The sequence below is a fragment of the Brevundimonas sp. UBA5936 genome, assembly GCA_002430835.1.
In the GTDB taxonomy this organism is placed as follows: Bacteria; Pseudomonadota; Alphaproteobacteria; order Caulobacterales; family Caulobacteraceae; genus Brevundimonas.
The window spans coordinates 17,688-42,498 of record DJDA01000020.1; the positions used below are offsets into that span (position 1 = coordinate 17,688).

Here is a 24,811-nt window from a genome sequence, read left to right on the forward strand (position 1 = left end):
GAAAGTACGCATCATGACCGAGAGCAAAATCCTCCCTGTCCTGCCGCTGAGAGACATCGTCGTCTTTCCGCACATGGTCGTGCCCCTGTTCGTTGGGCGCGAGAAGTCCGTGCGCGCCCTCGACGAGATCATGAAGGGCGAGAAGCAGATCCTGCTCGCCACGCAGAAGAACTCCGTCGACGACGATCCGGCGACGGACGCCATCTATTCGACCGGCGTGCTGGCGACGGTGCTGCAACTGCTGAAGCTGCCTGACGGCACCGTGAAGGTGCTGGTCGAAGGCAAGTCGCGCGCGCGCCTGACCCGCTTTACCGACCGTGAGGACTATTACGAAGCCGAAGCCGTCGAGATCGACGATGAGGCCGGCGATCCGTCGCAGAGCGAAGCCCTTCTGCGCGCCGTGATCGAGCAGTTCGAAAACTATGTGAAGCTGAACAAGAAGGTTCCGCCCGAAGCCCTCAGCGCCATCCCCCAGATCACCGATCCGTCCAAGCTGGCGGACTCGGTCGCCGCCCATCTGTCGGTCAAGATCGCCGACAAGCAGGCCCTGCTCGAAACCGTGGTCATCCCGACCCGGCTGGAGAAGGTCTATGGCCTGATGGAAGGCGAGATCAGCGTCCTGCAGGTCGAGAAGAAGATCCGCAGCCGCGTGAAGCGGCAGATGGAGAAGACCCAGCGCGAGTACTATCTGAACGAGCAGATGAAGGCGATCCAGCGCGAGCTGGGCGAGACCGACGACGCGCGCGACGAACTGCTGGAACTGGAAAAGCGCATCAAGAAGACGCGCCTGTCCAAGGAGGCCCGCATCAAGGCCGAGGCGGAGCTGAAGAAGCTGCGCAACATGTCGCCGATGTCGGCGGAATCGACCGTGGTGCGCAACTATCTCGACTGGCTGTTGTCGATCCCGTGGTCGAAGACCAAGCCCAAGGCCATCGACCTGCAGAAGGCCGAGGACATCCTCGAAGAGGATCACTACGGCCTCGAGAAGGTCAAGGAACGGATCATCGAGTATCTGGCCGTTCAGGCGCGCACCGGCAGCCTGAAAGGCCCGATCCTGTGCCTGGTCGGCCCTCCCGGCGTCGGCAAGACCTCGCTGGCCCAGTCCATCGCCAAGGCGACGGGGCGTGAATACGTCCGCATGTCGCTGGGCGGCGTGCGCGACGAGGCTGAGATCCGCGGCCACCGCCGGACCTATATCGGCTCCATGCCCGGCAAGATCATCCAGTCGATGAAGAAGGCCAAGACGACCAACGCCTTCGTCCTGCTGGACGAGATCGACAAGCTGGGCGCCGACTGGCGCGGCGACCCGTCCTCGGCCCTGCTGGAAGTGCTGGACCCGGCCCAGAACTCGACCTTCGGCGACCACTATCTGGAGGTCGACTACGACCTGTCGCCGGTGATGTTCGTCACCACGGCCAACAGCCTGAACATGCCCCAGCCCCTGCTGGACCGCATGGAGATCATCCGCGTCTCCGGCTACACCGAGGACGAGAAGGTCGAGATCGCCAAGCGCCACGTCCTGCCCAAGCAGCTCAAGGACCACGGCCTGAAGGAAGAGGAACTGATCGTCCCCGACGAGACGATCCGCGACCTGATCCGCTACTACACCCGTGAAGCCGGCGTGCGTTCGCTGGAACGCGCCCTGGGCGGTCTGGCCCGCAAGGCGGTGCGCGAGATGGCCAAGACCAAGGCCGCCTCGATCACCGTGGATGCGGCCAAGCTGGCCGAATATGCGGGCGTGAAGAAGTTCCGCTATGGCGAAACGGACGCGGAAGATCAGGTCGGCATCGTCACCGGCCTGGCCTGGACCGAGTTCGGCGGCGACATCCTGACCATCGAAGCCCTGAAGATGCCGGGCCGCGGCCGCATGACCGTGACCGGCAACCTGAAGGAGGTCATGAAGGAATCGATCTCGGCGGCGGCGTCCTACGTCCGCAGCCGCGCCCTCAGCATCGGCGTCAAGCCGCCGGTGTTCGAGAAGACCGACATCCACGTCCACGTTCCCGACGGCGCCACGCCCAAGGACGGCCCCTCGGCCGGCGTGGCCATGACGGTGGCCATGGTGTCGGTCCTGACCGGCATCCCGATCCGCAAGGACATCGCCATGACCGGCGAGATCACCCTGCGCGGCCGGGTCACGGCCATCGGCGGCCTGAAGGAGAAGCTGCTGGCGGCCCTACGCTCGGGCGTGAAGACCGTGCTGATCCCGCAGGAGAACGAGAAAGACCTGGAGGACGTGCCCGAAAACGTGAAGGCCGCCCTTGAGATCGTGCCGATCTCCACCGCCGACGAGGCGCTGAAGTGGGCCCTGACGGGCACGCCGACCCCGGTCGAGTGGGACGAGGCGGCCGAGCCGATGACGCCGACTCCGCCCGCCCCGACGGCGGGCGAGGGGGCCAGCATCAGCCACTGACTCTGGGTCTCTGACCAGATGAAGGACGGCGGTTCGGGGGGACCCGGACCGCCTTCTTTTTGACCCGCCCGCCGACAGCGGCTTAAGTGCGCGCTTCGTTCGCGAGGGGAGCCGCAGACATGACCAAGACGGAACTGATCGGCCGCATGGCCGAGGCGGCGGGCATCAGCCGCGACCAGGCCAAGCTGGCGCTGGAAGCCTTCACCGATCAGGTGACGGGTTCACTTGCTCAGGGGCGCGACGTGCGCCTGGTCGGCTTCGGCAGCTTCGTCGCCGTGGACCGCAAGGCGGGCGTGGCCCGCAATCCTCAGACCGGCCAGGAGATCGCCCGCCCGGCCTCGCGCACCGCGCGCTTTCGCCCCGGCGAAGGCTTGAAAAGCGCCTTGAACGGCTGACCGCCACAGGGCATGAAGCCTGTCCCGACGCTGAGTCGGATGATGTGGGCGGCTAGCTCAGCTGGTCAGAGCATCTCGTTTACACCGAGAGGGTCGGCGGTTCGAACCCGTCGCCGCCTACCATTCCTTTTTGGACAATATGTGTGTTCGGCGCGTCGTCTGCGCCGTAGCGACATCACGGCTATCGAGAACTCGTGATGATGAACGCATTTTCGCCATAAAGACTCATGGCGAGACGGGTGCTATCCAAGACAGGGGGGCTCGAACTGGAGCCTGACGATGCCAAGTCGCAGAGACGCCCTGATCTCTACTCTGGGGTTCGCCGCAGCGGCGACCACATTTGGCTATGGAACGCGAGCGGGCGCGCAGGCCGGCGCGCCCTATGTCGCCGGGACGGCCGAGAAGCGGCTGGACATCATCAATCTTCTGGATCTGGAAGCTGAAGCCCAGCGCCTGATCCCCAAGGGACCGTTCGGCTACATCTCGGGCGGAGCCGGAGATGAGTGGACGTTGCGTGAAAACGTCCGGGCGTTTGATGATCGACAGATCCTCCCGCGCAATCTGGCGGGGGTGACGCAGCCGGACACTCGTGCGGAACTGCTCGGATCTCAGGTCGCTTTGCCGGTCTTCGTGCCGCCGATGGCGGCCCACGGTCTGGCCCACGCGACGGCTGAACGAGGCAGCGCCAAGGGCGCGGCTGACGCCGGCGCCCTGTTCTGCGCGCAAACCCTGGCCAATACGCCGCTGGAGGATATCGCCAGGGCCAGTTCCGGCCCGAAGTGGTTCCAGCTGTATTACGCCAAGGATGCGGGCGTGAATCGCGAATTGATGCAGCGCGCCAAGGCCGCCGGTTGCACGGCCATTGTCTTTACTGTCGACTTGGAGTGGGCCGGAAATCGAGAGGCGGACCGGCGCAATGGGTTCGCCTTCCCCGAGACGCTGCCGTTCCCGAACGTGCCGAATGCGCCGGTCGGGGCGACGCTGGCGGAGCTGTTTCAGGTCTTCAAGCGCGATCTGACATTCGGCGACCTCGAATTCATCGCGCGCGAGTCTGGTTTGCCGGTGGTGGTGAAGGGCGTTCTGACGCCTGAAAACGCCAGGGAATGCGTGGCCCATGGCGCGGCGGCGATCCAGGTCTCCAACCATGGCGGGCGGCAGTTGGATACGGTGCCGGCGGCGATCACCGCCTTGCCTGGGATCGTTGAGGCCGTAGGCTCCAGCGTGCCGGTCTATCTCGACGGCGGCGTAAGGCGTGGCGTTCATGTCTTTCAGGCCCTGGCGCTGGGGGCCAAGGCGGTCGCGGTCGGGCGACCGACGCTCTACAGCCTCGCCCTGGGCGGGGCGCCAGGCGTCACCTCCATGTTCGAAACACTGAAGACCGAACTAGCGCTGGCCATGAAGCTGTCCGGTTGCGCCACCGTGGACGACATCTCCCGCAAGTTCGTCACCTAGCGTATCTGGAGTTCCAGAAATGGGACGATGGATCGGATGGTGTGTAAATTTGCACCGATGCGTTCTGCTGGTGAGACGCTGAGGGGGCCTGGATCGCTTGTTGCGCAAGAGGGCCCATCCCACATCGGGTCAAAGGCGCCCGGTCGGGCGCCTGCAACGAGGAGACGGCCATGTCGAACACCCCCGAACGCGCGATCGTCAGCGTCACACGCTCGCAACCCATGCACCGCGACGCCATCCGCGATGGACGCGCCGCCGTCATGCCGGGCGACTGGCGGAAGCATGATCCCTTCCTGTCGATGATGAACGACCGCTTCAAGCGCGGCGCCTTCGGGCCGCATCCGCACCGGGGTTTCGAAACCGTCACCTATGTGATGTCAGGCCGTCTGCGCCATGAGGACAACAAGGGCGGCGGGGGCGAACTGGGGCCGGGAGACACCCAGTGGATGACGGCGGGCCGAGGCGTGATCCACAATGAAATTCCGGCTGATGACGGCTTCGTTCATGTGCTGCAACTGTGGCTGAACCTGCCGGCCAAGGACAAGCTGACGCCGTCGCGCTATCAGGACTTGCGGGGGGCTGACATGCCGGTGCGGCGCGAGCCTGGCGTCGAGGCGCGGGTTATCGCCGGGCGCTCCGGCGACGTGGCGGGACCGGCTCAGAGCCATTCGCCGGTGATGATGCTGGACATTCGTCTGGAGCCCGGTGCGGAGTTCACCCAGGACATTCCGGCGGGCTTTAACGGTTTTCTCTACGTGATCGACGGCGAAGGAGCGTTCGGCGCGACGGCGACGCAGGGCGGCCCCGACGCGACCTTGTGGATGGAGCACAAGGCCGAGGACAGCGTGGTGTCCATCACCGCCGCCACCGCTCTGCACGTCATCCTGCTGGCGGGGGCTCCGCTGAATGAGCCGGTCGCCGCTCGCGGCCCCTTTGTGATGAACACCGAGGTCGAGTTGGATGAGGCGATGCACGACTATCGCGCCGGCGGATTCGGCGCGCCTTTCAGCGCGCCCTAAGCACGGCGCTGAGGTCGCGAGTCAGGCCCGATGGCGACGATGTCGTCCGGGCCTGGCTCTGTCGGGCCGCTGTTCCATGCTGGCCCAGCGTCAGGTCTTCCGTCTTGCTTGAAGCCTATTCCGACGTCTTGCCGTCGAAATGCTCTTCGGCTTCGTCGGCCTTGGTCGGGTGGATCACGCCGTCGCGGTGCTCGGGCGGGCCGTACAGGGTGTAGAGCTTCAGCGGCTCGGTCCCGGTGTTGATCAGGTTGTGGCGGGCGCCGGCGGGCACGATGATGCCGGACTCGGCTTCGGCCGGGCGGGACAGGCCGTCGATCACGATCTGGCCCTGGCCCTGCTCGATGCGGAAGAACTGGTCGTGGCCTTCGTGGACCTCTTCGCCGATCTCCTCGCCGGGCTGGAGCGTCATCAGCACCAGTTGCAGGTGGCGGCCGGTGTAGAGCACCCGGCGGAAGTCGTCGTTGTCGAGCGTCGCCCGTTCGATGTCGTCGAGATAGCCTTGCATGGCGAATCCTCATGGAGAGCAGGGAGGGCCACCCCTTAACCCGTCCTGAGGCGCCGGGCCTTGATCTTTCGCAAGGCCAAGAAAAAACGCCGGAGCTTGCGCCCCGGCGTTTCGTATTCTGCGCTGTGCGACGGCTCAGCCGCGCTGAGCCAGCGGCACGTAGTCGCGCTCGGTCGGGCCGGTATACAGCTGACGCGGGCGGCCGATCTTCTGCGACGGATCGGCCATCATTTCCTGCCACTGGGCGATCCAGCCCACGGTGCGCGCCAGGGCGAACAGCACGGTGAACATGGTGGTCGGGAAGCCCATGGCCGACAGGGTGATGCCCGAATAGAAGTCGACGTTCGGGAACAGCTTGCGCGAGGTGAAGTACTCGTCCTTCAGGGCGACGGCTTCCAGTTCCTTGGCGACCTGGAACAGCGGGTCGTTCTCGCGGCCCGTGGCGGCCAACACTTCATAGGCCGACTGCTGCATGACCTTCGCGCGCGGGTCGTAGTTCTTGTACACGCGGTGGCCGAAGCCCATCAGCTTGTAGCGCTTGTCCTTAACGCCCTGAATGAATTCAGGAATGCGGTCCGGGGTGCCGATTTCCTTCAGCATGTTCAGCGCCTCTTCGTTGGCGCCGCCATGCGACGGGCCCCACAGGCAGGCGATGCCGGCGGCGATACAGGCGAAGGGGTTGGCGCCCGACGAACCGGCCAGGCGAACGGTCGAGGTCGAGGCGTTCTGCTCGTGGTCGGCGTGCAGGATGAAGATGCGGTCCATGGCGCGCACCAGGGCCGGATCGACATGATAGTCCTCGGCCGGCACGGCGAAGCACATGCGCAGGAAGTTCTCGGCGTACGACAGGTCGTTGCGCGGCGAGATGAAGGGCTGGCCGATGTGGTACTTGTACGCACGGGCCGCGATCGTCGGCATCTTGGCGATCAGGCGGATGGCCGAGATGTTGCGCTGGACCGGGTCATGGATGTCCAGGCTGTCGTGATAGAAGGCCGACAGGGCGCCGACGGTGCCGACCATGATCGCCATCGGGTGTGCGTCGCGGCGGAAGCCTTCGAAGAAGCGGTCGAACTGGGCGTGCAGCATGGTGTGGCGCGTGACGCTCTGCTCGAACTCTTCGAACTGGGCGGCGTTCGGCAGTTCGCCGTGCAGCAGCAGGTGGCAGACTTCCAGGAAGTTGGACTTGGAGGCCAGTTGGTCGATGGGGTAGCCGCGGTGCAGCAGCACGCCTTCATCGCCGTCGATATAGGTCAGGCCCGATTCGCAGGCCGCCGTGGAGGTGAAGCCGGGATCGAAGGTGAAGGCGCCGGTGCCGCCGTACAGCTTGCGGATGTCGATGACGTCCGGGCCGGTCGAGCCGGAGAGGACGGGAAGCTCAATGGACTTGTCCTGGTAGGACAGGGTCGCCGAGCCGGCGGGTTTCGCTTGTTCAGTCATCTAGGCCCCTTGTTCTTCTTTCGACCGGCGCGCGGGGAGGCGGACGGCCTGAGTTGGTTATGGGTGATCACTTAGTCTGTTGCAGCGCATCATCCAAGCGTCCGAGACTTTCGTCGCGCCCGAGCGCGCAGAGAGTGCGTGCGATATCTGGCGACGTCGAGCCGCCCGTCAAGGCGGAGCGCATGGAAGGTCCGATTTTTCCGAAACCTACGCCTTCCTCTTCAGCGAAAACTTTAAGCTCGGCTTCCAGAGCAAAGACGTCCCAGCTCTGGAAAAGACCCAGTCGTTCACGCAGTCGTGAAATTCGCTGCCCGCCTTCGCCTTGCAGCAAACCGGCCGATTTCTCGTTTAAGGCGAGCGGACGCACCTGCAACACGAATGCCGTCTGATCGGCCAGTTCGGGGATGGTTTTGGCGCGATCCTTGACGAAGGGCATGGCGCGCAGAAGCCGTTCCTCGTCGTCCGGCTGCAACGTGCGGCCGCGCGCTAGATGGGCGTCCAGGGTCAGCTTGGCCAGGCGATCGTCGTCGGCCAGGCGCAGCCAATGGGCGTTGACGTGGGCCAGCTTGTCGAAGTCCAGGCGGGCGGGGGCTTTGTTGACGCCGGTCAGGTCGAACCAGGCCAGCGCCTGCTCGTCGCTGAACAGTTCGTCGTCGCCGTGCGCCCAGCCCAGGCGGGCCAGATAGTTGCGCATGGCCTCGGGCAGATAGCCCATGTCGGCGTATTCGTGCACCGCCTGGGCGCCGTGGCGCTTCGACAGCTTGGCGCCGTCCGGGCCGTGGATCAGGGGGATGTGGGCGAAGGTCGGCCGCGTCCAGCCCAGGGCGTCATAGATCAGGCTCTGGCGGGCGGCGTTGTTCAGGTGATCGTCGCCGCGAATGACGTGGGTCACGCCCATGTCGTGGTCATCCACCACCACGGCCAGATTGTAGGTCGGCGCCCCGTCCGAGCGCAGGATGACCAGGTCGTCCAGCGACGCCGAGTCCCAGCGCACGGTTCCCTGCACGGCGTCATCGACCGCGACGGCCTGATCCAGCGGGCGGCGGAAGCGCACCGTGTGCGGCTTGGCCAGATCGTCGACGCTCGGTTCGCGATCGCGCCAGGGGGAGACGAAATCGCGGCCCTCGGCCTTGGCCTGGTCGCGCAGGGCCGTGGTCTCGTCAGCGGTCAGGAAGTCGCGATAGGCGTGGCGGGTCGCCAGCAGTTCATTGACCACATCGCGGTGACGGTCGGCGCGAGCGAACTGGAAGACCGGTTCTTCGTCGCCGAACAGTTCGAGCCAGGACAGGCCGTCGAAGATGGCCTTCACCGCCTCGTCGGTCGAACGCTCGCGGTCGGTGTCCTCGATGCGGATCAGGAATTTGCCGCCGCGCCCCTTGGCGTACAGCCAGTTGAATAACGCAGTTCTCGCCCCGCCGATATGCAGGTAGCCTGTGGGCGAGGGGGCGAAGCGGGTGACGACGGTCGAGGAAGGGGAGGTCATAGAGGCAGGGTCCATAGGGCAGGGTCTTATACGCCCGCCCGTGGGGAAGCGAACCCTTATGGCCCGGTTATTTGACAGTCTTCGCCATGACGTGCGGGCGCAGGCGGATCGCTGGCCCCTGTGGTCGTCCGTCTGTTTCGGCGCAGGGTGTGCCGCCTACTTTGCCTTGAAGGATGAACCTGCGACGTGGCCGCTGGTGACGGCGGCCATGGTCTTGTTCGGAGCCTGGATCGTCGGGCGGGCGCGGGGGCTGCCACGCGCGGCGACCCTGATCCTGTTGATGCTGGCGTGCTTCGGCGGCGGCCTGGCGGTCGCCAAGCTGAGGGCCGAGGCCGTGGCGGCGCCGATCGCGCCTGCGGACATGAAGCCTACGCAGCTTGAGGGCTGGGTCATGGACGTGGATTCGCCGGGCCAGAACGGCGCGCGCATCGTCGTGGCGCCTGTGCGGGTGCGCGGTCTGACGCCCGAGGCGACGCCTGAGCGGCTGCGGGTCACGGTGAAGGGGACGCCGCCGCCGCCCGGCGCGGCGATCCGCGTCTTCGGCATCCTGAATCCGCCGCCGCCCCCGGCCAGCCCCGGCGCCTATGACTTCGGCCGCAACGCCTATTTTCAGGGCATGGGCGGGACGCTGTTCGCCTTGGGGCCGACGCGCGCCGCCGATCTGACGCCGCCGCCCTGGCGGGTGCGGATGGTGATGAAGGTCAACGCTGTGCGCTACGCCCTGGCCGAGCGGATCGTGGCGCGCCTGGGCGAGCGGACCGGCGGGGTGGCGGCGGCCATGACCACGGGGCACGAGACCTGGATCCAGAGCCCGGACCTGGACGCCATGCGGGATTCGGGACTGGCGCACATCCTGTCGATCTCGGGCCTGCACATGGCGGTCGTGGGGGGCTTCGTCTTCTTCGCCGTGCGTCTGCTGGTCGCGGCCTGGCCGTGGCTGGCGTTGCGCGTCTCGGGCAAGAAGGTTGCGGCGATCGCAGGCCTGATCGCGGTCGGGACGTACCTGGTGATCTCGGGGTCGCCGCCGCCGGCCGAGCGGGCGGCGGTCACGGCCTCCATCGCCTTTCTGGCCGTATTGGCCGACCGGCAGGCGGTGACGATGCGGGCGCTGGCGGCGGCGGCTTTTGTCGTGCTGTTGCTGCGGCCCGAAGCCGTGGTGACGCCGGGGTTCCAGATGTCCTTTGCGGCGACGGCAGCCCTGGTCGCCCTGGTCGAGGTCTGGCCGCGCCGCATCCGAGAGTTCGCCGCGCCCTGGCCCATTGTCGCCGTGCAGCGGTTCGGCAGCTGGCTGTTGGCCGCCTGCGCCGCCAGCCTGGTCGCGGGCATGGCGACGGGGCCGTTCGCTATGCAGCATTTCAACCGCACGGCCGTCTATGGACTGATCGCCAATCTGGCGACGGCGCCGCTGGCGGACTTCATCATGATGCCCGCCTTGGCGCTGGGCGCGGCGCTGGAGCCGCTGGGCCTGGGCGCGCCCTTCCTGTGGCTGGCGGGCAAGTCGGTGGATGTCATGCTGGCGATAGGGCACTGGGCGGCGGGTCTGCCCGGCGCGGTTCAGGCGATCCCCAGCGCCCCGGCGGCGGCTCTGCCGGTCGCTTTCGTGGGCATATTGTTCATGTGCCTGTGGCGCGGACGGTGGCGCTGGCTGGGCCTGCCGTTCGCGGCGGCGGTGCTGATCTGGCCGCGCCCGGCGCCGCCGGATGTCTGGGTCGGCGACGGCGGTGCGAATGCGGCGTATCGGCAGGGAGAGCAGGCGATCGTCATGCGGCCTGCGGTGCGTCAGTTCGCTAGCGATCTGTGGTCCCGGCGGCGGGGTCTGGAGGCGGTGGGGCGGCCGGGCGAAGGCTGGACCTGCAAGCGATCCTTCTGCGCGCCGGATAGCGAGGAAGGCGCGCTGGTGCTGTGGTGGGGCAAGGCGTCGCCTAGCGAGGCGCAGATGGATCATATGTGCCGCAGCGCCGAGGTGGTCAGCATAAGGGCTGTGGTCGCGGTCCTGCCGTCGTCATGCGAGGGGCGGCTGGTGCTGGACGGCGCGGATCATGCGCGCGGCGGTTCGGTGGAGCTGTGGCGCGATGGGGCCGGCGGCTGGCGCGCCCTGTGGGCGGCGGAGGTGCGGGGACGGCGGCCGTGGGGCGGGGCTCACTCCTAACCGCTCATCCCGGCGTCCGCCGGGATCCAAATAGAGCCGGACGTGCTGTCGTTGGCTAGAAGAGGCCAGATCACAGGCAAACTTCCAGACGACCCTGCTTGAAGCCAAAGCATTTGATCCCGGCGTCCGCCGGGACGAGCGGGGATGGGGGAGGGCCCCTCAGTGATAGCGGCGCAGCAAGCCGACCAGCTTACCTTGAACCTCGACCTGATCGGGGCCGAAGATGCGGGTCTCATAGGCGCTGTTGGCGGGCTCGAGCGCGATGGACTGGCCCTTCTTGCGCAGGCGCTTCAGCGTAGCTTCCTCGCCTTCGACCAAGGCGACGACGATCTCGCCTGAGGAGGCGTTCTCCACCCGCTTGATGATGACCGTGTCGCCGTCGAGGATGCCGGCCTCGATCATGGAGTCGCCTTCGATCTCGAGCAGGTAGTGCTCGCCCGCGCCCAGCATGGCTTCGGGGACGGGCAGGCGCTCGCGCTCGTGCTGGATGGCGGCGATGGGGGTGCCAGCGGCGATCTTGCCCAGCAGGGGCAGGTCGCGGACGTCGTTGGCGGCCTCGGCGACGGCGGGGCGAGGGTTCAGGCCGCCGCCCTGGATCACGTCGGGCTTGAAAGGCGCGCGGCCCTTGGCCGGCGCGGCGGTCGTCGCCTGTTCCGGCAGCTTCACCACCTCCAGCGCGCGGGCGCGGTGGGCCAGGCGGCGGATGAAGCCGCGTTCCTCCAGTGCCGTGATCAGGCGGTGGATGCCCGACTTGGACGCCAGGTCCAGCGCCTCCTTCATCTCGTCGAAGGACGGCGAAACGCCCGTCTCCCGGATGCGCTCATGAATGAACATCAGGAGTTCGTGCTGTTTCTTCGTGAGCATGGCGCAGAATCCAGAACAAGGCGTGAACCGTTGATGATGTTCTGTAAGTGTTCTGGCTAAAAGTCAACTAACGCCACGCTGAACCTCCGCGCCCGCCGCATGACGGGCGCGGAGCCGGGTCTTATTGCGCCGGAGCGGCCGGGGCGCCGTCCTTGTAGCGCGCGAACCACTCGATCATGGCGTTCATGCGGGCGGCGTTCTGGGACGGGCGGACGGCCAGGCTGTGGCCGACGCCGGGGATCTTCACCAGGGCCGTTGGCACGCCGCGCAGCTGCAGGGCGGTGTAGTACTGCTCCGACTCGCTGACCGGGGTGCGGTAGTCCTCGTCGCCGACGACGACCATGGTCGGGGTCTTGACGTTGCCGACCAGCGACAGCGGCGACCGGCGCCAGTAGGCCTCCGGGTTCTCCCACGGATATTCGCCGAACCAGTAGCGGGCGAAGAAGGCCGGGTTGTCGGCCGTCAGCACGAAGCTGGCCCAGTCGATGACCGGCTTCTGGACGACGGCCGCCTTGAAGCGGTCGGTCTTGCCGACGATCCAGCTGGTCAGCACGCCGCCGCCCGAGCCGCCGGTGACGAACAGCTTGTTCGGGTCGGCGATCCCCTGAGCGATAATGGCGTCGACGCTGCTGATCAGGTCGTCATAGTCGTTCGACGGATAGTTGTGGTGGATCAGGTTGGCGAACTCGTCCCCATAGGAGGTCGAACCGCGCGGGTTGACCGACAGCACCGCATAGCCCGCAGCGGCGAATAGCTGGTTGTCGGTGGCGAAGTGCGGGCCATAGGCGGCGAAGGGGCCGCCGTGGATCTCCAGCACCAGCGGATAGCGCTGGCCCTCGACATAGTCGGCCGGGAGCGTCAGCCAGCTTTCGACCGCGCGTTGATCGTGGGAGGAGGCGACCTGGATGCGGCGCACCTCGCCCAGGCGGCGGGCGCTGAGGAAGTCGGCGTTCAGGCGGGTCAGCTGGGTGCTGCGGCCGCCTTTCATGACGTGAACGTCGGCCGGGCGGCTGGAATCGCCGCGCGTATAGGCGATGGCGCCGTCGTCGGCCACGGTGAAGCCGCCGCCGGTGTAGGGGCGGCCGAAGTCGTCGCCGGTCAGATCCTCGATCAGGGTGGTGACGGCGCCGTCCAGCGACACGCGGGCGACCTTGGTGCGGCCCTGATCGTCATAGGCGACATAGACCGAGCGGCCGTCGCGGCTCCACACGGGAGACTGGACCGAGCGATCGAGGCTTTCGGTCAGGACGCGGCTGTTCGAGCCGTCGGCGTCCATCACATAGAGGCGGGTGTTGTGATAGCCCATCCGCTTGTCGTCATAACCCAGGTAGGCGATGCGGCGGCCGTCGGGCGAGGCGACGGGCGCATTGTCCGGCCCCGCACGGCTGGTCAGGGCGGTCAGGCCGCCGGTCTGGACATCCAGGGCGAAGACTTCGCTGTCGGCGGCTTCGCGCTGCCAGTCGGGGCGACGGTTGGCGCTGAGGTAGAGGGTGCGGGAATCGGCCGACCAGGACAGGCCGCCGCCGTGATGGAAGTCGCCATGCGTCAGCTGGCGCGCGCCGCCGCCCTGCGACCCGACGACGAAGACGTGGCGGAAGCCCGGCTTCAGATAGCCCTGGCCGTCGGAGCGGTAGGAGACGCTGTCGATGATCTCCAGCGGCGGCGCCCACTGGGCGCCCTCGGGCTTGGCCAGGGGGGAGCCGATCTTGGGCTTCTCGCCGGGGACCAGGACGGAATAGGCCAACTGCTCGCCGTTGGGCGACCAGCTGACGCTGGACGGGGTGTTGGGCAGGTTGGTGACGCGGACCGATTCGCCCGACGCCATCCAGCGCACGAACAACTGCGGCGCGCCGCCCTCGGCGCTGGAGATGTAGGACAGGCGCGCGCCGTCCGGCGACCAGCGCGGCTGGCGATGCGACCCGGCCGAGGCGACCAGGGGCGAATGGCGGCCGGTCTTGACGTCGATCAGCCAGATGGTCGGCCGCATCCGGTCGGTCATGATGTCGGCCGTCTGGCGGACATAGGCGATCTGCCCGCCGTCCGGGCTGATCTGGGCGTCGGAGGCGACCTCCATGCCGAACAGGTCTTGCGCGGTGAACAGGCCGCGGTCGGCGGTCGGCAGGCTAGGCGCGGCGGCCGTCTGGACGGCGGTTTGCGCCATCGCGGGCGCGTGTGCGCTGAGGATCAGGGCGCAGGCCGCCCAGGCGAACTTGTTCATATGAAACCCCCTCTGGTTTGGAGGGATCATAGAAAGGCGCGAGGGCGCGGCAAGATAGGGAAAGGGCCGCCGGAACGAATCCGGCGGCCCTTTTTCATTCGCGTTCCGAAGAAAAATCAGAACTTGAAGCTGGCCCGCAGCAGCAGGGTGTAGCGGACGTAGTCTTCCAGCAGTTCGGCGTCGCCGGTGATCGACAGCAGCCCCAGGTCGTTGCCGACGTTCAGGCGGAAGCCGAGGATCGGACCGCCGCCCTCGATGCTGGCGGGTTCCAGGGTGAAGGCGTCGCCGCCCGAAGCCAGGCGGGCGATGGTGGTCCCGGCGTCGACCGAGAAGTTCTGACGCCAGCCCAGACGGACTTCGGGGCGGATCCAGCCTTCCTTGCCGAAGCCGTAGCCGATGTTCACGGCGGCCACGCCCGAGAAGATGTGGCCGTCGCGCTCATCGATATCGAGGTCGAAGCCGTCGCCGCCGCCGCGTTCGGTGCGGGCGTCTTCGCTCAGCGAGAAGTATTCGACATAGGCTTCGGGACGGATGTTCAGGCGGCCGAAGTGACGCTCGTACGAGGCGCCGCCGGCGGCGGCCAGGGTGAAGCCGTGCCAGTCGGACTCGTTCTTCAGGTTGATGCCGTCGGCGACCAGTTTACGCGTGGCGCTGAAGGAGGCGTAGCCGCCCGCCGCACGCGCCCAGGTCGTCCAGTACTGGCCTTGAGCGCGCCAGTAGAGGCCCAGCTCGAGCAGGTTGGCCGACAGGACTTCTTCAGCCGCCGCTTCGGGGTCTTCCAGATCCGACGAGGTGAAGGCCGCCGTCAGGCCGAAGGCGCCCATGTTGGTGCCGCGCTCGACGCCGCCCGCCAGGCCGAAGCCTTCAGAACGGAAGCCGTAGGTGTCGGTCTTGTCCTTGTCGGCGTAGAAGTTGATCTCCTGCACCCAGGCGCTGGTCTCGCCCGGCGCGGCGGCGGCGTTGCGGCCGGTCAGGGCGCGGGTCACGGCGTCGACGCCGCTGGCCAGCGACAGCAGCGGGCCGCCTGAGTGGTCGGGCAGCAGTTGCTGATAGATGTTGAAGAAGCCGTCGCGGTCCGTCTGGTTCAGCATGGCCGCGCGGATCAGCTCATTGTCGGCCAGGCCGGCGTAGAGCACGTCATAGGCGGCGGCCTCGGCCTTGATCATGCCGGCCTCTTCCGCGGTGCGGCGGCGGGCGTCGACCGTCAGCTTGCCGGCGGCGTCGTCGACGTTGGCCTTGACCACGAAGGCGTAGGGCGAGTTGGACTGCAGCAGATCCTGGTCGATGGCGCCGACGTTCAGGTCGCCCGCCTCGATGATGGTGAAGGACGTCGGATCCTGGATCAGCGAGTTGAAACGGACGCCCAGGCCCGCGCCGTCGGCCAGGTCGGCGCTGCCGCTGACCTTGAAGCCGCCGGAAGCGTTGTTCGCCGGGTCCAGGGTCACGATCAGATTGCCGTCGGCGCCGACGTTCAGGTTGCTGACAGCGACCTGGCCGGTCTGGCGCGCGTCCAGAGTGCCCTTGGAGATGTCGATGTCCAGTTGGCCGTCGCCGTTGGACAGCTTCCCGGTCACGACGGCGCCGCCGCTGATGGACAGGCGATCGGCGCCGGTCCCGAAGGAGATGTCGCCGTTCACCGTGCCGTTGCGGATATCCAGCACATCGGCGCCCGAACCCAGGCGGATGTCGCCGCGGATGGCGGGCTCATTGATGTCCGGCACGCCGTCCTTGTCAGCGTCGGGCAGTTTGTGATCGGGGATGACCACGCCGTCCTGCACCAGGGTGACGCCCGTGCTGTTGGCGCTGACGTCGACGGCGATGGCCGATCCGGTCTGGGCCACGTCCTTTTCAGGGCTGATGACGGCCTGGATCTTGCCGGTGTTATTGATCGACGTCAGCGTGCCCGACTCGTCGCGCAGGGCGACGGCGTCGCTCTTGGAGCCGTTCACGCCGGCTGAGAGGGTGCCGGAGTTGGTGAACGAGGTGACGTTGGCGCCCTGGTTGATCAATACGCCCGCAGCCACATTGGCTTCGGTACCCGACGAAACGCTCTGAATCACGCCGGAGTTGACGACGCCGGGAACCGTAGCGCCCGCGCCGACCAGAACGCCGGTGCTATCGCCCGTGTTCGCCGTGACGGTGATCGTGCCCTGGTTGTTCAGGCCGCCGGCCAGGCTGACCGAATGACCCGTGCCGCCGATTTGAACGGCGGTGGCGTCGATGTTCTTGTATACGCCGGCCGCCTCGATGGCGCCGCGGTTGATGAAGGCATAGGCGTTGTCGCCGGTTCCGACGGCGCCGAGGCTGATGTCCTTGTCGGCCGATCCGACCAACACCGCCGGCGCGCCGCCGAACGTGCGAATGGAGGCCGTCGTTTCTTGAGCGTCGGGAATGCCGTCGCCGTCGCGGTCGTCGTCCTCGCGATTTTTCTTGCCGTCGCCGTCGTCGTCCTCATCGCCGTTCTTGACGCCGTCGCCGTCGTCGTCGCCCTCGATCCCGCCAGATCCATAGGACGGGGCGACGTCGAACAGCACGCCCTTGGCGACATCGCCCGCGATGCGAACGGCCGGGCCGCCCTGCAGCAGGTCGTCAGCGTCCAGGTTTTCGAGATAGGTAACGCCCTCGCGAGGTTCGCCCGTCGTGGGCTTGCTCGGCGGGGCCGTGGTGTAGCGATAGCCGGTGCTGGTGACGGCGCCTTGAATCTTGACGGCGCCGTCGACCGCACCGTCGATGGCGACGCCGACCGCGTTTTCGCCGACCGCGGTCACGCTGCCCAGGAGCGTGACGTCGCCCGTGACGTCGCCGGTCGTATGGATGCCGTAGGTGTCATTGCCGATGACGCTGATCTGGCCCTGGTTGAAGAGGTTGCCGGTCAGCGGGGCCTCGACGGTCAGGCCCGACGAATTGTTGCCTTCGACCTTGATAGAGCCGGACGATTCGATGCGGATGTTTCCGACCAGCGGGTCCGAGCCCGTGACGCGGACGCCGTGACGGTTCGTGCCGTCGGCGAACGGGCCGTCCAGGTCGCCGTCCTTGTCGTCGTCCTTATACTCCTCGATGGAGTCGGTGATGTTGATGGCGCCGCCGATGGTGACGTCGCCGGTGTTGCCGCCGTTGACCAGGACGCCCGTAGCGCCGTCGGCGGCCTTGAGCATGTCGATCTTGGAGCCGGCGTCCAGCTTCACGTCATTGCTGGAATTCAGCGTCACGGCGGCGCCGGAGGTCACGGTGATCGAGCCGCCGTTGGCGAGCCGAACGTCGTCGGGAGCGCCGTTGTTGGCGGTCGCGGTGCTGATGGGCGTCGTCCGCCCGTTGGAGATGACCTGTTCGGCCTGAACGCCGGAAGCGACCAGCAGGGGAGCGATCGCAACAGCGCTCGCGAGCAAGATACGCATTCGTAAGAAACCCCTCGTGGTCGCACGCGCAAGGATTGAAGGCGACCCTCCTATCAGGGTCCACGCCCGCACGCCCCAAGTTTCTCGAATTTGAGGCGAATGCAAGACCGGCCGTAGGGAGATCAACCTGAACGGCAGATGAAAAGCGTCGGCGTGCGACCGGATTGCGACGGGCTCTTGAGCGCGACGGTTGCAAGCGGTAGGGGGCCGAAAAGCACGGTGAAGATTAACCGGGCCCGTCGCATCCAAAGCCGGAGCTTTAGCGTTAGCGTGAAGAACGACAGGCAGAAGGTCCACCGCATGAGCGCGAGCCATATCGACGTCCAGGAAAGCGAACTGAGGCTGTTCCCCGGCCTGGATGAAGAGGTGGCCGACACCTTGCGAGCGATGAAGGCGGCAGCCGCTGATTCTCGTCCACGCCTGGTCGACACCACCATGCTGTTTGCGCCGCGCTCTGGCGGGGTGAAGCGCTATCTGCTGTCGAAGAAGACCTGGCTGGAGGCCAATCGGCCGGGGGTGGCGCACAACCTGGTCGTGCCGGGCGCTGGGTATAAGGCGGAGCCGGACGGCGTCGTTCGTCTTCATGCGCCCAAGCTGCCGTTCGGCGACGGCTATCGCTGGCCCAGTTCCGTGCGCCGCTGGGGCGCCTGGGTGTCGTCGCTCAACCCCACGCTGATCGAGGCGGGCGATCCCTATACGCCGGGCCAGGGCGCGCTAGAGGCGGGCCAGAGGGTCGGCTGCCCCGTCGTCGGCTTTTGCCACTCGGACCCAGCGGCGCTGGCGGCGCTGCATTTCGGCGAATGGGCCAAGAAGCCGGTCGAAAAGCGTTGGGCCAAGCTGTTCTCGCAATTCGACCGGGTAGTCTCGCCCAGCCGATTCATCGCGCAACGCCTGGAGGAAGCGGGCGTGGGCGGTATTGTGATTCGTCCTCTGGGGGTCGAGGTGGACACCTTCCATCCGGATCGCCGGGATCGCGATTGGCTGTTGAAGAAGCTGGGTCTGGGCGCCGACGCCCGCCTGCTGTGCTTCGCCGGGCGTCCGGCCAAGGAGAAGAACGTCGGCGTTCTGATCGACGCGGTGCAGCGCCTGGGCGCGCCCTATCATCTTGTGCTGGTCGGCGCGGGGGCGGGGATGCCGCCCGAGGATCGGGTCATCTCCCTGCCGTATGAGAAGGATCCGCGCGCCGTGGCCCGCATCATCGCCAGCTGCGACGCCTTCGTGCACGCCAACGACAAGGAGCCGTTCGGCCTGATCGTGCTGGAGGCCATGGCCTGCGGCCGGGCCGTGGTCGGCGTCAACGCGGGCGGCGTCGCCGAGACGGTCGACGAGAGCGTGGGTCAACTGGCCGCCTCGGCCGATCCGGTCGATTACGCCGAGGCGATCGAGGCCCTGTTCGCGCGCGACGTGGAGGCTCTGGGTCAGGCGGCGCGGGTCAAGGCGGTCGAGCAGTTCGCCTGGAGCCGCGTGTTCGAGGATCTGACCATGCTCTACGGCGAACTGACCGGAAAGGCGGAGTTCGTCACGCCGCAAGAGGCGCTGCCGATCAACTAGGCGTTTGTTCTGTTGCCGCCCTCGGGCTTGCCCGAGGGCTTAAGGCCGGACGCGGCGGAACAGACGCGCGAAAGCTGCGTCTGCGATCAATCTCGATTTTCTGAGAGAGGAGAGGGAAGGGCGGTGCGCCACTCCCTCAGATCCCTGAGAGGAGTGGCGCGAGTGACGGGGCTCGAACCCGCGACCTCCGGCGTGACAGGCCGGCACTCTAACCAACTGAGCTACACCCGCGTTCCCATCCGAAGCGACTGTGCGCCCCGGCGAGGGGCGTCGTTTAGGCGGGGTCGCGTCGCACGTCAAGCGACGCGGCTGTGGATAAATCAAATCATCGCGCAGACGGTGTAGCGGCGGCTTGAGGCGGGGCTGTGGGACCGGCGATTCCGCCGTCCGCAGGCAGTTGCGACGCCGTGGAGGGCGGCGGCGGTTCGTAGTGCACGCCCACGCCCGGCCCCAGCGGCAGGTCCAGAGCCACCCAGGTCGCCACCATGATCAGACCGGCGACCAGGAAGGCTCCGGCGTAGGGCAGCATGGTCGCCATCAGCGAGCCCAAGCCGAACCTGGGATCCCAACGCTGGGCGAAGGTCAGGATCAGCGGGAAGTAGCTCATCAGCGGCGTGGCGATGTTGGTGACGGAATCGCCCATGCGATAGGCGGCGGTCGTCATCTCGGGGCTGATGCCCAGCAGCATGAACATGGGCACGACGATGGGCGCCAGGGCCGACCACTTGGCCGAGGCCGAACCGATGAACAGGTCGAAGACGCAGGACACCAGCACCACCACGATCAGCAGCAGCGGCGTCGGCAGGGCCAGTTCGCGCAGGGAGGCGGCGGCGTTGACCGCCAGGATCGGACCCAGACCGGACCAGTTGAACATGGCGACGAAGTGGGCGGCGAAGAAGGCCAGGACGATATAGGGGGCCAGTTGGCTGATCCCCTCGCGCATCATGCGGACCAGGTCGTGGTGGGTCTTGATCGAGCCGGAGCCTGCGCCGAAGGCCGCGCCCGCCATGAAGAAGGTCAGGGCGAAGAAGGCGACCAGAGAGCGATACAGCGGGTTGTAGCGTTGCGCCGGTTCGGCGTCGGCGTCGACGAAGGGCGAGCCGGGCAGGAAGGTCACGATCGCCCAGACGGCGATCATGGCCAGGATGGTCAGGCCCGCCCAGGCCAGGCCGCGCTTCTCGGCGGCGGTGAGGGGTGTCTTTTCCTCGGCGGCGATCGGGGCGGCGTTGTGCGGGATCCAGGGGCCCAGGCGCGGCTCGATCACCCGGTCGGTCAGGAACCAGACGATGGGGGTGAAGACGATCACCACTCCGACGATGAAGAACCAGTTGCCCGCGATGCTGACGGCGTAGGACGGGTCGATCAGGTGGGCGGCGGGCTCGGTGATGCCCAGGATCAGGGCGTCGCTGGCGCCGGGGAACAGATTGCCCGCATAGCCGCCCGACACGGCGGCGAAGCCGGCGGCCAGGCCGGCCAGGGGGTGTCGGCCCGCAGCGGCGAAGATCACGGCCGCCAGCGGAATCACCACGACATAGGAGGCGTCCGAGGCGTGGTGGGACACCATGCCCGTCACCACCACGATGGGCGTCAGGATGAAGCGCGGCGCATTCAGCAGGGCGCCGCGGATGGCGGTTGAGAACAGGCCCGTCCGTTCGGCCACCGAGGCGCCGTAGATGATGGTGATGACGATCCCCAGCGGCGGGAAGTCGGCCAGGGTGCGCGGCATGCCGATGAACAGCCGTTCGAGGTTGGCGGGGGAAAGAAGGCTCTGCGCCTGCAGCACCTCTCCCGTCACCGGGTTGACCGCCGACCAGCCCAGCCCTGCGCCGACCAGGCTGAGGGCCACGAGGCCGAGGATCAGCCAAAGGAATAGGAAGACGGGATCTGGCAGCCGATTGCCGATGCGTTCGATGGAGTTCAGCAGGCGGGCGGCCAGGTTCATACGCAAGCTCTCGGCTGTGTTGGAGGCGGTGACGCATTTCGCGGATCAACGGCATAAGAGGCAATCGCGCGGCCTGCGGCAAATCGCCCAAAAATCTGCGAACCATTCGCAACAAAAAACCTTTGCCGACATGGGTTTGAACCCTGGCGAGGTTGGGTCTAAGAAGCCCCGAATCCGCCCCCTACCTCCCGGCGGGCGAGGCAGCTCGAATGAACGAATTTCTTCTAGAATATCTTCCGATCGTCGTTTTCCTGGGCATCGCCATCGTGCTCGGCGTCGGCTTCATGCTGGCGGCCTGGGTGCTGGCCCCCAAGAACCCCGATACCGAGAAGCTCTCGGCTTATGAGTGCGGCTTCAACGCCTTTGACGACGCGCGCATGAAGTTCGACGTGCGCTTCTATCTGGTGTCGATCCTTTTCATCATCTTCGACCTGGAAATCGCCTTCCTGTTCCCGTGGGCGGTGTCGATGTTCGACCTGTCGCACGGCGGCATGGTCTTCGCCTTCTGGTCGATGATGGTCTTCCTGGGCGTCCTGACGGTCGGCTTCATCTACGAATGGAAGAAGGGAGCCCTGGAATGGCAGTGATCGCCCCCTCCAGTCCTCTGGTCCCCGCCGGTTCCGCCGCGCGTTCGACCGTCGAGGGCTATGATCCCAAGATCCACGACAAGTTCTTCGAGTCCGTCAATACGGAGCTGGGCGAGCGCGGCTTCCTGACGACCTCGCTGGACGACGTCATCACCTGGGCCCGTACGGGTTCGCTGATGTGGATGTCGTTCGGCCTGGCCTGCTGCGCCGTCGAGATGATTCACCTGTCGATGCCGCGCTTCGATCTGGAGCGTTTCGGCACCGCGCCGCGCGGTTCGCCGCGCCAGTCGGACCTGATGATCGTCGCCGGGACGCTGACCAACAAGATGGCTCCGGCTCTGCGCAAGGTCTACGACCAGATGCCGGACCCGCGCTACGTCATCTCGATGGGCAGCTGCGCCAACGGCGGCGGCTATTACCACTACAGCTACAGCGTCGTGCGCGGCTGCGACCGCGTGGTGCCGGTGGACGTTTACGTTCCGGGCTGCCCGCCGACCGCCGAGGCCCTGCTGTACGGCATCCTGCAGCTGCAGAAGAAGATCCGCCGTACGGGGACCATCGAACGATGAGCGAACTGGTGCGTGTCGCGGAGCGCGAATCCGCCCTTACGCCTCTGGGCACGGAAATGGTCGCGGCGCTGGGCGTCGAGGCTGTCGTCGCCTATGGCGAACTGACCCTGATCGCTCCGCGCGAGAAGATCGTCGAGATCATGACGGCCCTGCGCGATCAGTTCGGTTTCCAGCAGTGCATGGATGTCTGCGGCGCCGACTATCCCGACCGCGCCGAGCGGTTCGAGGTCGTCTATCACCTGCTGTCGCTGACGCGCGCCGCGCGCGTTCGCGTCAAGGTGTCGACCGATGAGGTCAAGCCGGTCCCCAGCGTGTCGTCGGTCTATCCGTCGGCCGGCTGGTTCGAGCGTGAAGCCTTCGACATGTACGGCATGATCTTCTCGGATCACCCGGACATGCGCCGCATCTTGACCGACTACGGCTTCCAGGGGCACCCGCTGCGCAAGGACTTCCCGATGACGGGCTACGTCGAGGTGCGCTACGACGAAGTGCAGAAGCGCGTTGTCTATGAGCCGGTGAAACTGACTCAAGAGTTCCGCAACTTCGACTTCCTGTCTCCGTGGGAAGGCGCCGATTATCCGACCGTCCTGCCGGGCGATGAAAAGGCGGGAGCGCAGTAATGGCCGACGTCAAGAACATGCCCGCGCCGCTCGGCGCCGCCATCGACCCGTTCGAGGACTATGAAGACGGCCTGACCCCGCACGCGCGGGCGATGGACGACCGCAAGTTCACCATCAACTTCGGCCCGCAGCACCCGGCCGCGCACGGCGTGCTGCGCCTGGTGTTGGAGCTGGACGGCGAACTGGTCACGCGCGTCGATCCGCACATCGGCCTGCTGCACCGCGGCACCGAGAAGCTGATGGAGGCGCGCACCTACCTCCAGAACATCCCTTACCTGGACCGGCTGGACTACGTCTCGCCGATGAACCAGGAGCACGCGTTCTGCCTGGCCATCGAACGGTTGCTGGGTCTGGACGTGCCGTATCGCGGCCAGCTGATCCGGGTTCTGTACTCGGAGATGGGCCGCATCCTGAACCACCTTCTGAACGCGACCATGCAGGCCATGGACGTGGGCGCCCTGACCCCGCCGCTGTGGGGCCACGAAGAGCGCGAGAAGCTGATGGTCTTCTACGAGCGGGCCTGCGGCGCGCGCCTGCACGCCAACTACTTCCGTCCGGGCGGCGTCCACCAGGATCTGACGCCCGAGCTGATCGACGACATCGGCCGTTGGTGCGCCGAGTTCCCGGCCAAGCTGGCGGACATCGAAAGCCTGGTCACCGAGAACCGCATCTTCAAGCAGCGGAACGTCGACATCGGCGTGGTGTCCAAGGAAAACGCCATGGCCTGGGGCTTCTCGGGCGTCATGCTGCGCGGCTCGGACATCGCCTGGGATCTGCGCAAAGCCCAGCCGTACGACTGCTACGCCGACATGGAGTTCGACATCGTCGTCGGCAAGAACGGCGACTGCTGGGACCGCTACCTGGTGCGCGTCGAAGAGATGCGTCAGTCGATCCGCATCATGGAGCAGTGCATCCACAAGCTGCGCAACTGCCCCGGCGAGCCGGTCCTGACCGAGGACCACAAGATCGCTCCGCCGCGTCGCGGTGAGATGAAGCGTTCGATGGAAGCGCTGATCCACCACTTCAAGCTCTACACCGAAGGCTTCCGCACCCCGGAAGGCGAGGTCTATGCGGCCGTCGAGGCGCCCAAGGGCGAGTTCGGCGTCTATCTGGTGTCGGACGGCACCAACAAACCCTACCGCGTCAAGCTGTCGGCGCCCGGCTTCCGTCACCTGCAGGCGATGGACTGGATGAACCGCGGCCACATGCTGGCGGATGTGTCCGCCATCCTCGGCTCGCTCGACATGGTGTTCGGAGAAGTGGACCGATGAGCGTTCGTCGTCTGGCCAAGGAGCAACCCGTCTCTTTCGAGTTCTCGAAGGAGACGATGGAAAAGGCTCAGTGGTGGATCAAGAAATACCCGGAATCGCGTCGCCAGTCGGCCGTAATCCCGGTGCTGTGGCTGGTCCAGAAGCAAGAAGGCTGGGTCTCCGAGCCCTCGCTGCGCGCTGTCGGCGAGCTGTTGGGCATGGCCTATATCCGGGTGCTGGAGGTCGCGACCTTCTACACCATGTTCCAGCTGACGCCGGTCGGTACGGCCGCCCTGATCCAGGTGTGCGGCACGACGCAGTGCATGCTGCGCGGCTCCAACGATCTGATGCGCGTCTGTCGCGAGAAGATCGGCCCCAAGGACGAGCTGTCCGCCGACGGCCGCTTCACCTGGCAGGAGATCGAGTGCATCGGCGCCTGCTCGAATGCGCCGGTGGCCCAGATCAACGACCTCTATTACGAAGACCTGACGCCCGAGAACATGGCTCAGATCATCGACGACTTCGCCGCCGGCAAGACGCCGAAGGCGGGCAGCTATGTCGGCCGTCACACGTCGGAGCCTGAAGGCGGCGCGCGGACGCTGACCGATCCGTCGCTGTACGACGGCTCGGCCGCCAAAAAGATTAAGAAGCTGCCGAACTCGGAGCCTGTCGCTGAAAAGGCTCCGGCCTGATGGCGCGGCCGGACCTCGAAACAGAAACGGGCAGGGCGGCCTATCGGGCCGAACTGCGTCGCGTCGGCTGGCGTCCGCGCTGGGCGGGGCTGGCCTGTATCGTAGTCGCGGCCGCTCTGGTGATATTCGCGCGCGAAGGCCGTTTCGGCCTGACTGAAAACGCCGCGGTGGCGGCCTATGGCCTGTTGGCCGTTGGATGGGTGCTGGTGATCTACGCCGTCTTCCAGCGCACCCGCTACCACAAGCGCCGCATGGCGGAAGGACTTTAAG

19 protein-coding genes and 2 tRNA genes are annotated in these 24,811 nt (G+C 66.6%); 13 read left to right on the forward strand and 8 right to left on the reverse strand.

Annotation, left to right across the window (positions count from 1 at the left end; translation table 11 throughout):
- Positions 1-13 precede the first annotated feature (13 nt).
- From lon to B2Y21_RS01650, 5 genes are all read left to right on the forward strand, one after another.
- Entirely contained in the window at positions 14-2,413 is a 2,400-nt protein-coding gene (gene lon, locus B2Y21_RS01630) for an endopeptidase La (RefSeq protein WP_292056322.1), read from the forward strand.
- 119 nt (positions 2,414-2,532) lie between these two features.
- Complete coding sequence (locus B2Y21_RS01635) at positions 2,533-2,808, forward strand: HU family DNA-binding protein (protein ID WP_292056324.1); 276 nt, start codon at positions 2,533-2,535, stop codon at positions 2,806-2,808.
- 46 nt (positions 2,809-2,854) lie between these two features.
- Positions 2,855-2,931: transfer RNA gene (locus B2Y21_RS01640), tRNA-Val, on the forward strand.
- Between the two features lie 156 nt (positions 2,932-3,087).
- Complete coding sequence (locus B2Y21_RS01645; RefSeq protein ID WP_292056326.1) at positions 3,088-4,260, forward strand: alpha-hydroxy-acid oxidizing protein; 1,173 nt, start codon at positions 3,088-3,090, stop codon at positions 4,258-4,260.
- Positions 4,261-4,430: 170 nt separating this feature from the next.
- Positions 4,431-5,279, forward strand: a complete 849-nt coding sequence (locus B2Y21_RS01650) for a pirin family protein (protein ID WP_292056329.1) — start codon at positions 4,431-4,433, stop codon at positions 5,277-5,279.
- A gap of 115 nt (positions 5,280-5,394) precedes the next feature.
- Here B2Y21_RS01650 and B2Y21_RS01655 read toward each other — a convergent pair whose 3' ends face one another.
- The 3 genes from B2Y21_RS01655 to gltX form a co-directional block, all read right to left on the reverse strand.
- Positions 5,395-5,784, reverse strand: a complete 390-nt coding sequence (locus B2Y21_RS01655; protein ID WP_292056331.1) for a cupin domain-containing protein — start codon at positions 5,782-5,784, stop codon at positions 5,395-5,397.
- A gap of 135 nt (positions 5,785-5,919) precedes the next feature.
- Positions 5,920-7,221 carry a citrate synthase gene (gene gltA, locus B2Y21_RS01660; protein ID WP_200165459.1) on the reverse strand — a complete coding sequence of 434 codons (1,302 nt, stop codon included), beginning with the start codon at positions 7,219-7,221 and terminating at the stop codon, positions 5,920-5,922.
- Positions 7,222-7,288: 67 nt separating this feature from the next.
- Complete coding sequence (gltX, locus tag B2Y21_RS01665) at positions 7,289-8,704, reverse strand: glutamate--tRNA ligase (protein ID WP_292056334.1); 1,416 nt, start codon at positions 8,702-8,704, stop codon at positions 7,289-7,291.
- A 58-nt stretch (positions 8,705-8,762) separates the two neighbouring features.
- Here gltX and B2Y21_RS01670 point away from each other — a divergent pair, with 58 nt between their 5' ends.
- Positions 8,763-10,853: a ComEC/Rec2 family competence protein gene (locus B2Y21_RS01670; protein WP_292056337.1), complete on the forward strand. Its 2,091-nt coding sequence runs from the start codon at positions 8,763-8,765 to the stop codon at positions 10,851-10,853.
- Positions 10,854-11,012: 159 nt separating this feature from the next.
- Here the strand turns inward: B2Y21_RS01670 and lexA are convergent, their stop codons facing one another.
- The 3 genes from lexA to B2Y21_RS01685 form a co-directional block, all read right to left on the reverse strand.
- Positions 11,013-11,717: a transcriptional repressor LexA gene (lexA, locus tag B2Y21_RS01675; protein WP_003164579.1), complete on the reverse strand. Its 705-nt coding sequence runs from the start codon at positions 11,715-11,717 to the stop codon at positions 11,013-11,015.
- Between the two features lie 121 nt (positions 11,718-11,838).
- Entirely contained in the window at positions 11,839-13,935 is a 2,097-nt protein-coding gene (locus tag B2Y21_RS01680) for a S9 family peptidase (protein WP_292056340.1), read from the reverse strand.
- Positions 13,936-14,051: 116 nt separating this feature from the next.
- Entirely contained in the window at positions 14,052-17,330 is a 3,279-nt protein-coding gene (locus tag B2Y21_RS01685; RefSeq protein ID WP_292056342.1) for an autotransporter outer membrane beta-barrel domain-containing protein, read from the reverse strand.
- A 300-nt stretch (positions 17,331-17,630) separates the two neighbouring features.
- On the opposite strand from B2Y21_RS01685, the gene B2Y21_RS01690 reads away from it, so the two are divergent.
- Positions 17,631-18,881, forward strand: coding sequence for a glycosyltransferase (locus tag B2Y21_RS01690; RefSeq protein WP_292056344.1), 1,251 nt, complete (start codon positions 17,631-17,633; stop codon positions 18,879-18,881).
- Between the two features lie 154 nt (positions 18,882-19,035).
- On the opposite strand, the gene B2Y21_RS01695 is transcribed toward B2Y21_RS01690, so the two are convergent.
- Positions 19,036-19,112, reverse strand: a tRNA-Asp gene (locus B2Y21_RS01695).
- A 94-nt stretch (positions 19,113-19,206) separates the two neighbouring features.
- A complete protein-coding gene (locus tag B2Y21_RS01700; protein WP_292056345.1) occupies positions 19,207-20,823 on the reverse strand; it encodes an AbgT family transporter in 1,617 nt (538 codons plus the stop codon).
- 209 nt (positions 20,824-21,032) lie between these two features.
- Here B2Y21_RS01700 and B2Y21_RS01705 point away from each other — a divergent pair, with 209 nt between their 5' ends.
- Genes B2Y21_RS01705 through B2Y21_RS01730 form a run of 6 tightly spaced genes read left to right on the forward strand, consistent with a single transcriptional unit; the run spans position 21,033 to position 24,810 of the window.
- Positions 21,033-21,410: an NADH-quinone oxidoreductase subunit A gene (locus B2Y21_RS01705; protein ID WP_292056347.1), complete on the forward strand. Its 378-nt coding sequence runs from the start codon at positions 21,033-21,035 to the stop codon at positions 21,408-21,410.
- The gene (locus B2Y21_RS01710) at positions 21,380-21,979 is read left to right on the forward strand and encodes a NuoB/complex I 20 kDa subunit family protein (protein WP_087141646.1); all 600 of its coding nucleotides are present in this window, start codon (positions 21,380-21,382) and stop codon (positions 21,977-21,979) included. The genes B2Y21_RS01705 and B2Y21_RS01710 overlap by 31 nt, the downstream gene beginning before the upstream one ends.
- On the forward strand, positions 21,976-22,599 hold the full coding sequence (locus tag B2Y21_RS01715; protein ID WP_292056349.1) for an NADH-quinone oxidoreductase subunit C: 624 nt from the start codon (positions 21,976-21,978) through the stop codon (positions 22,597-22,599). Before B2Y21_RS01710 ends, B2Y21_RS01715 begins: the two co-directional genes overlap by 4 nt.
- Positions 22,600-22,616: 17 nt before the next feature.
- A complete protein-coding gene (locus B2Y21_RS01720; protein ID WP_409514766.1) occupies positions 22,617-23,870 on the forward strand; it encodes an NADH-quinone oxidoreductase subunit D in 1,254 nt (417 codons plus the stop codon).
- Complete coding sequence (gene nuoE, locus B2Y21_RS01725; RefSeq protein ID WP_292056351.1) at positions 23,867-24,541, forward strand: NADH-quinone oxidoreductase subunit NuoE; 675 nt, start codon at positions 23,867-23,869, stop codon at positions 24,539-24,541. Before B2Y21_RS01720 ends, nuoE begins: the two co-directional genes overlap by 4 nt.
- Complete coding sequence (locus B2Y21_RS01730) at positions 24,541-24,810, forward strand: hypothetical protein (RefSeq protein WP_292056353.1); 270 nt, start codon at positions 24,541-24,543, stop codon at positions 24,808-24,810. Before nuoE ends, B2Y21_RS01730 begins: the two co-directional genes overlap by 1 nt.
- The last annotated feature ends 1 nt before the right edge of the window (position 24,811 follow it).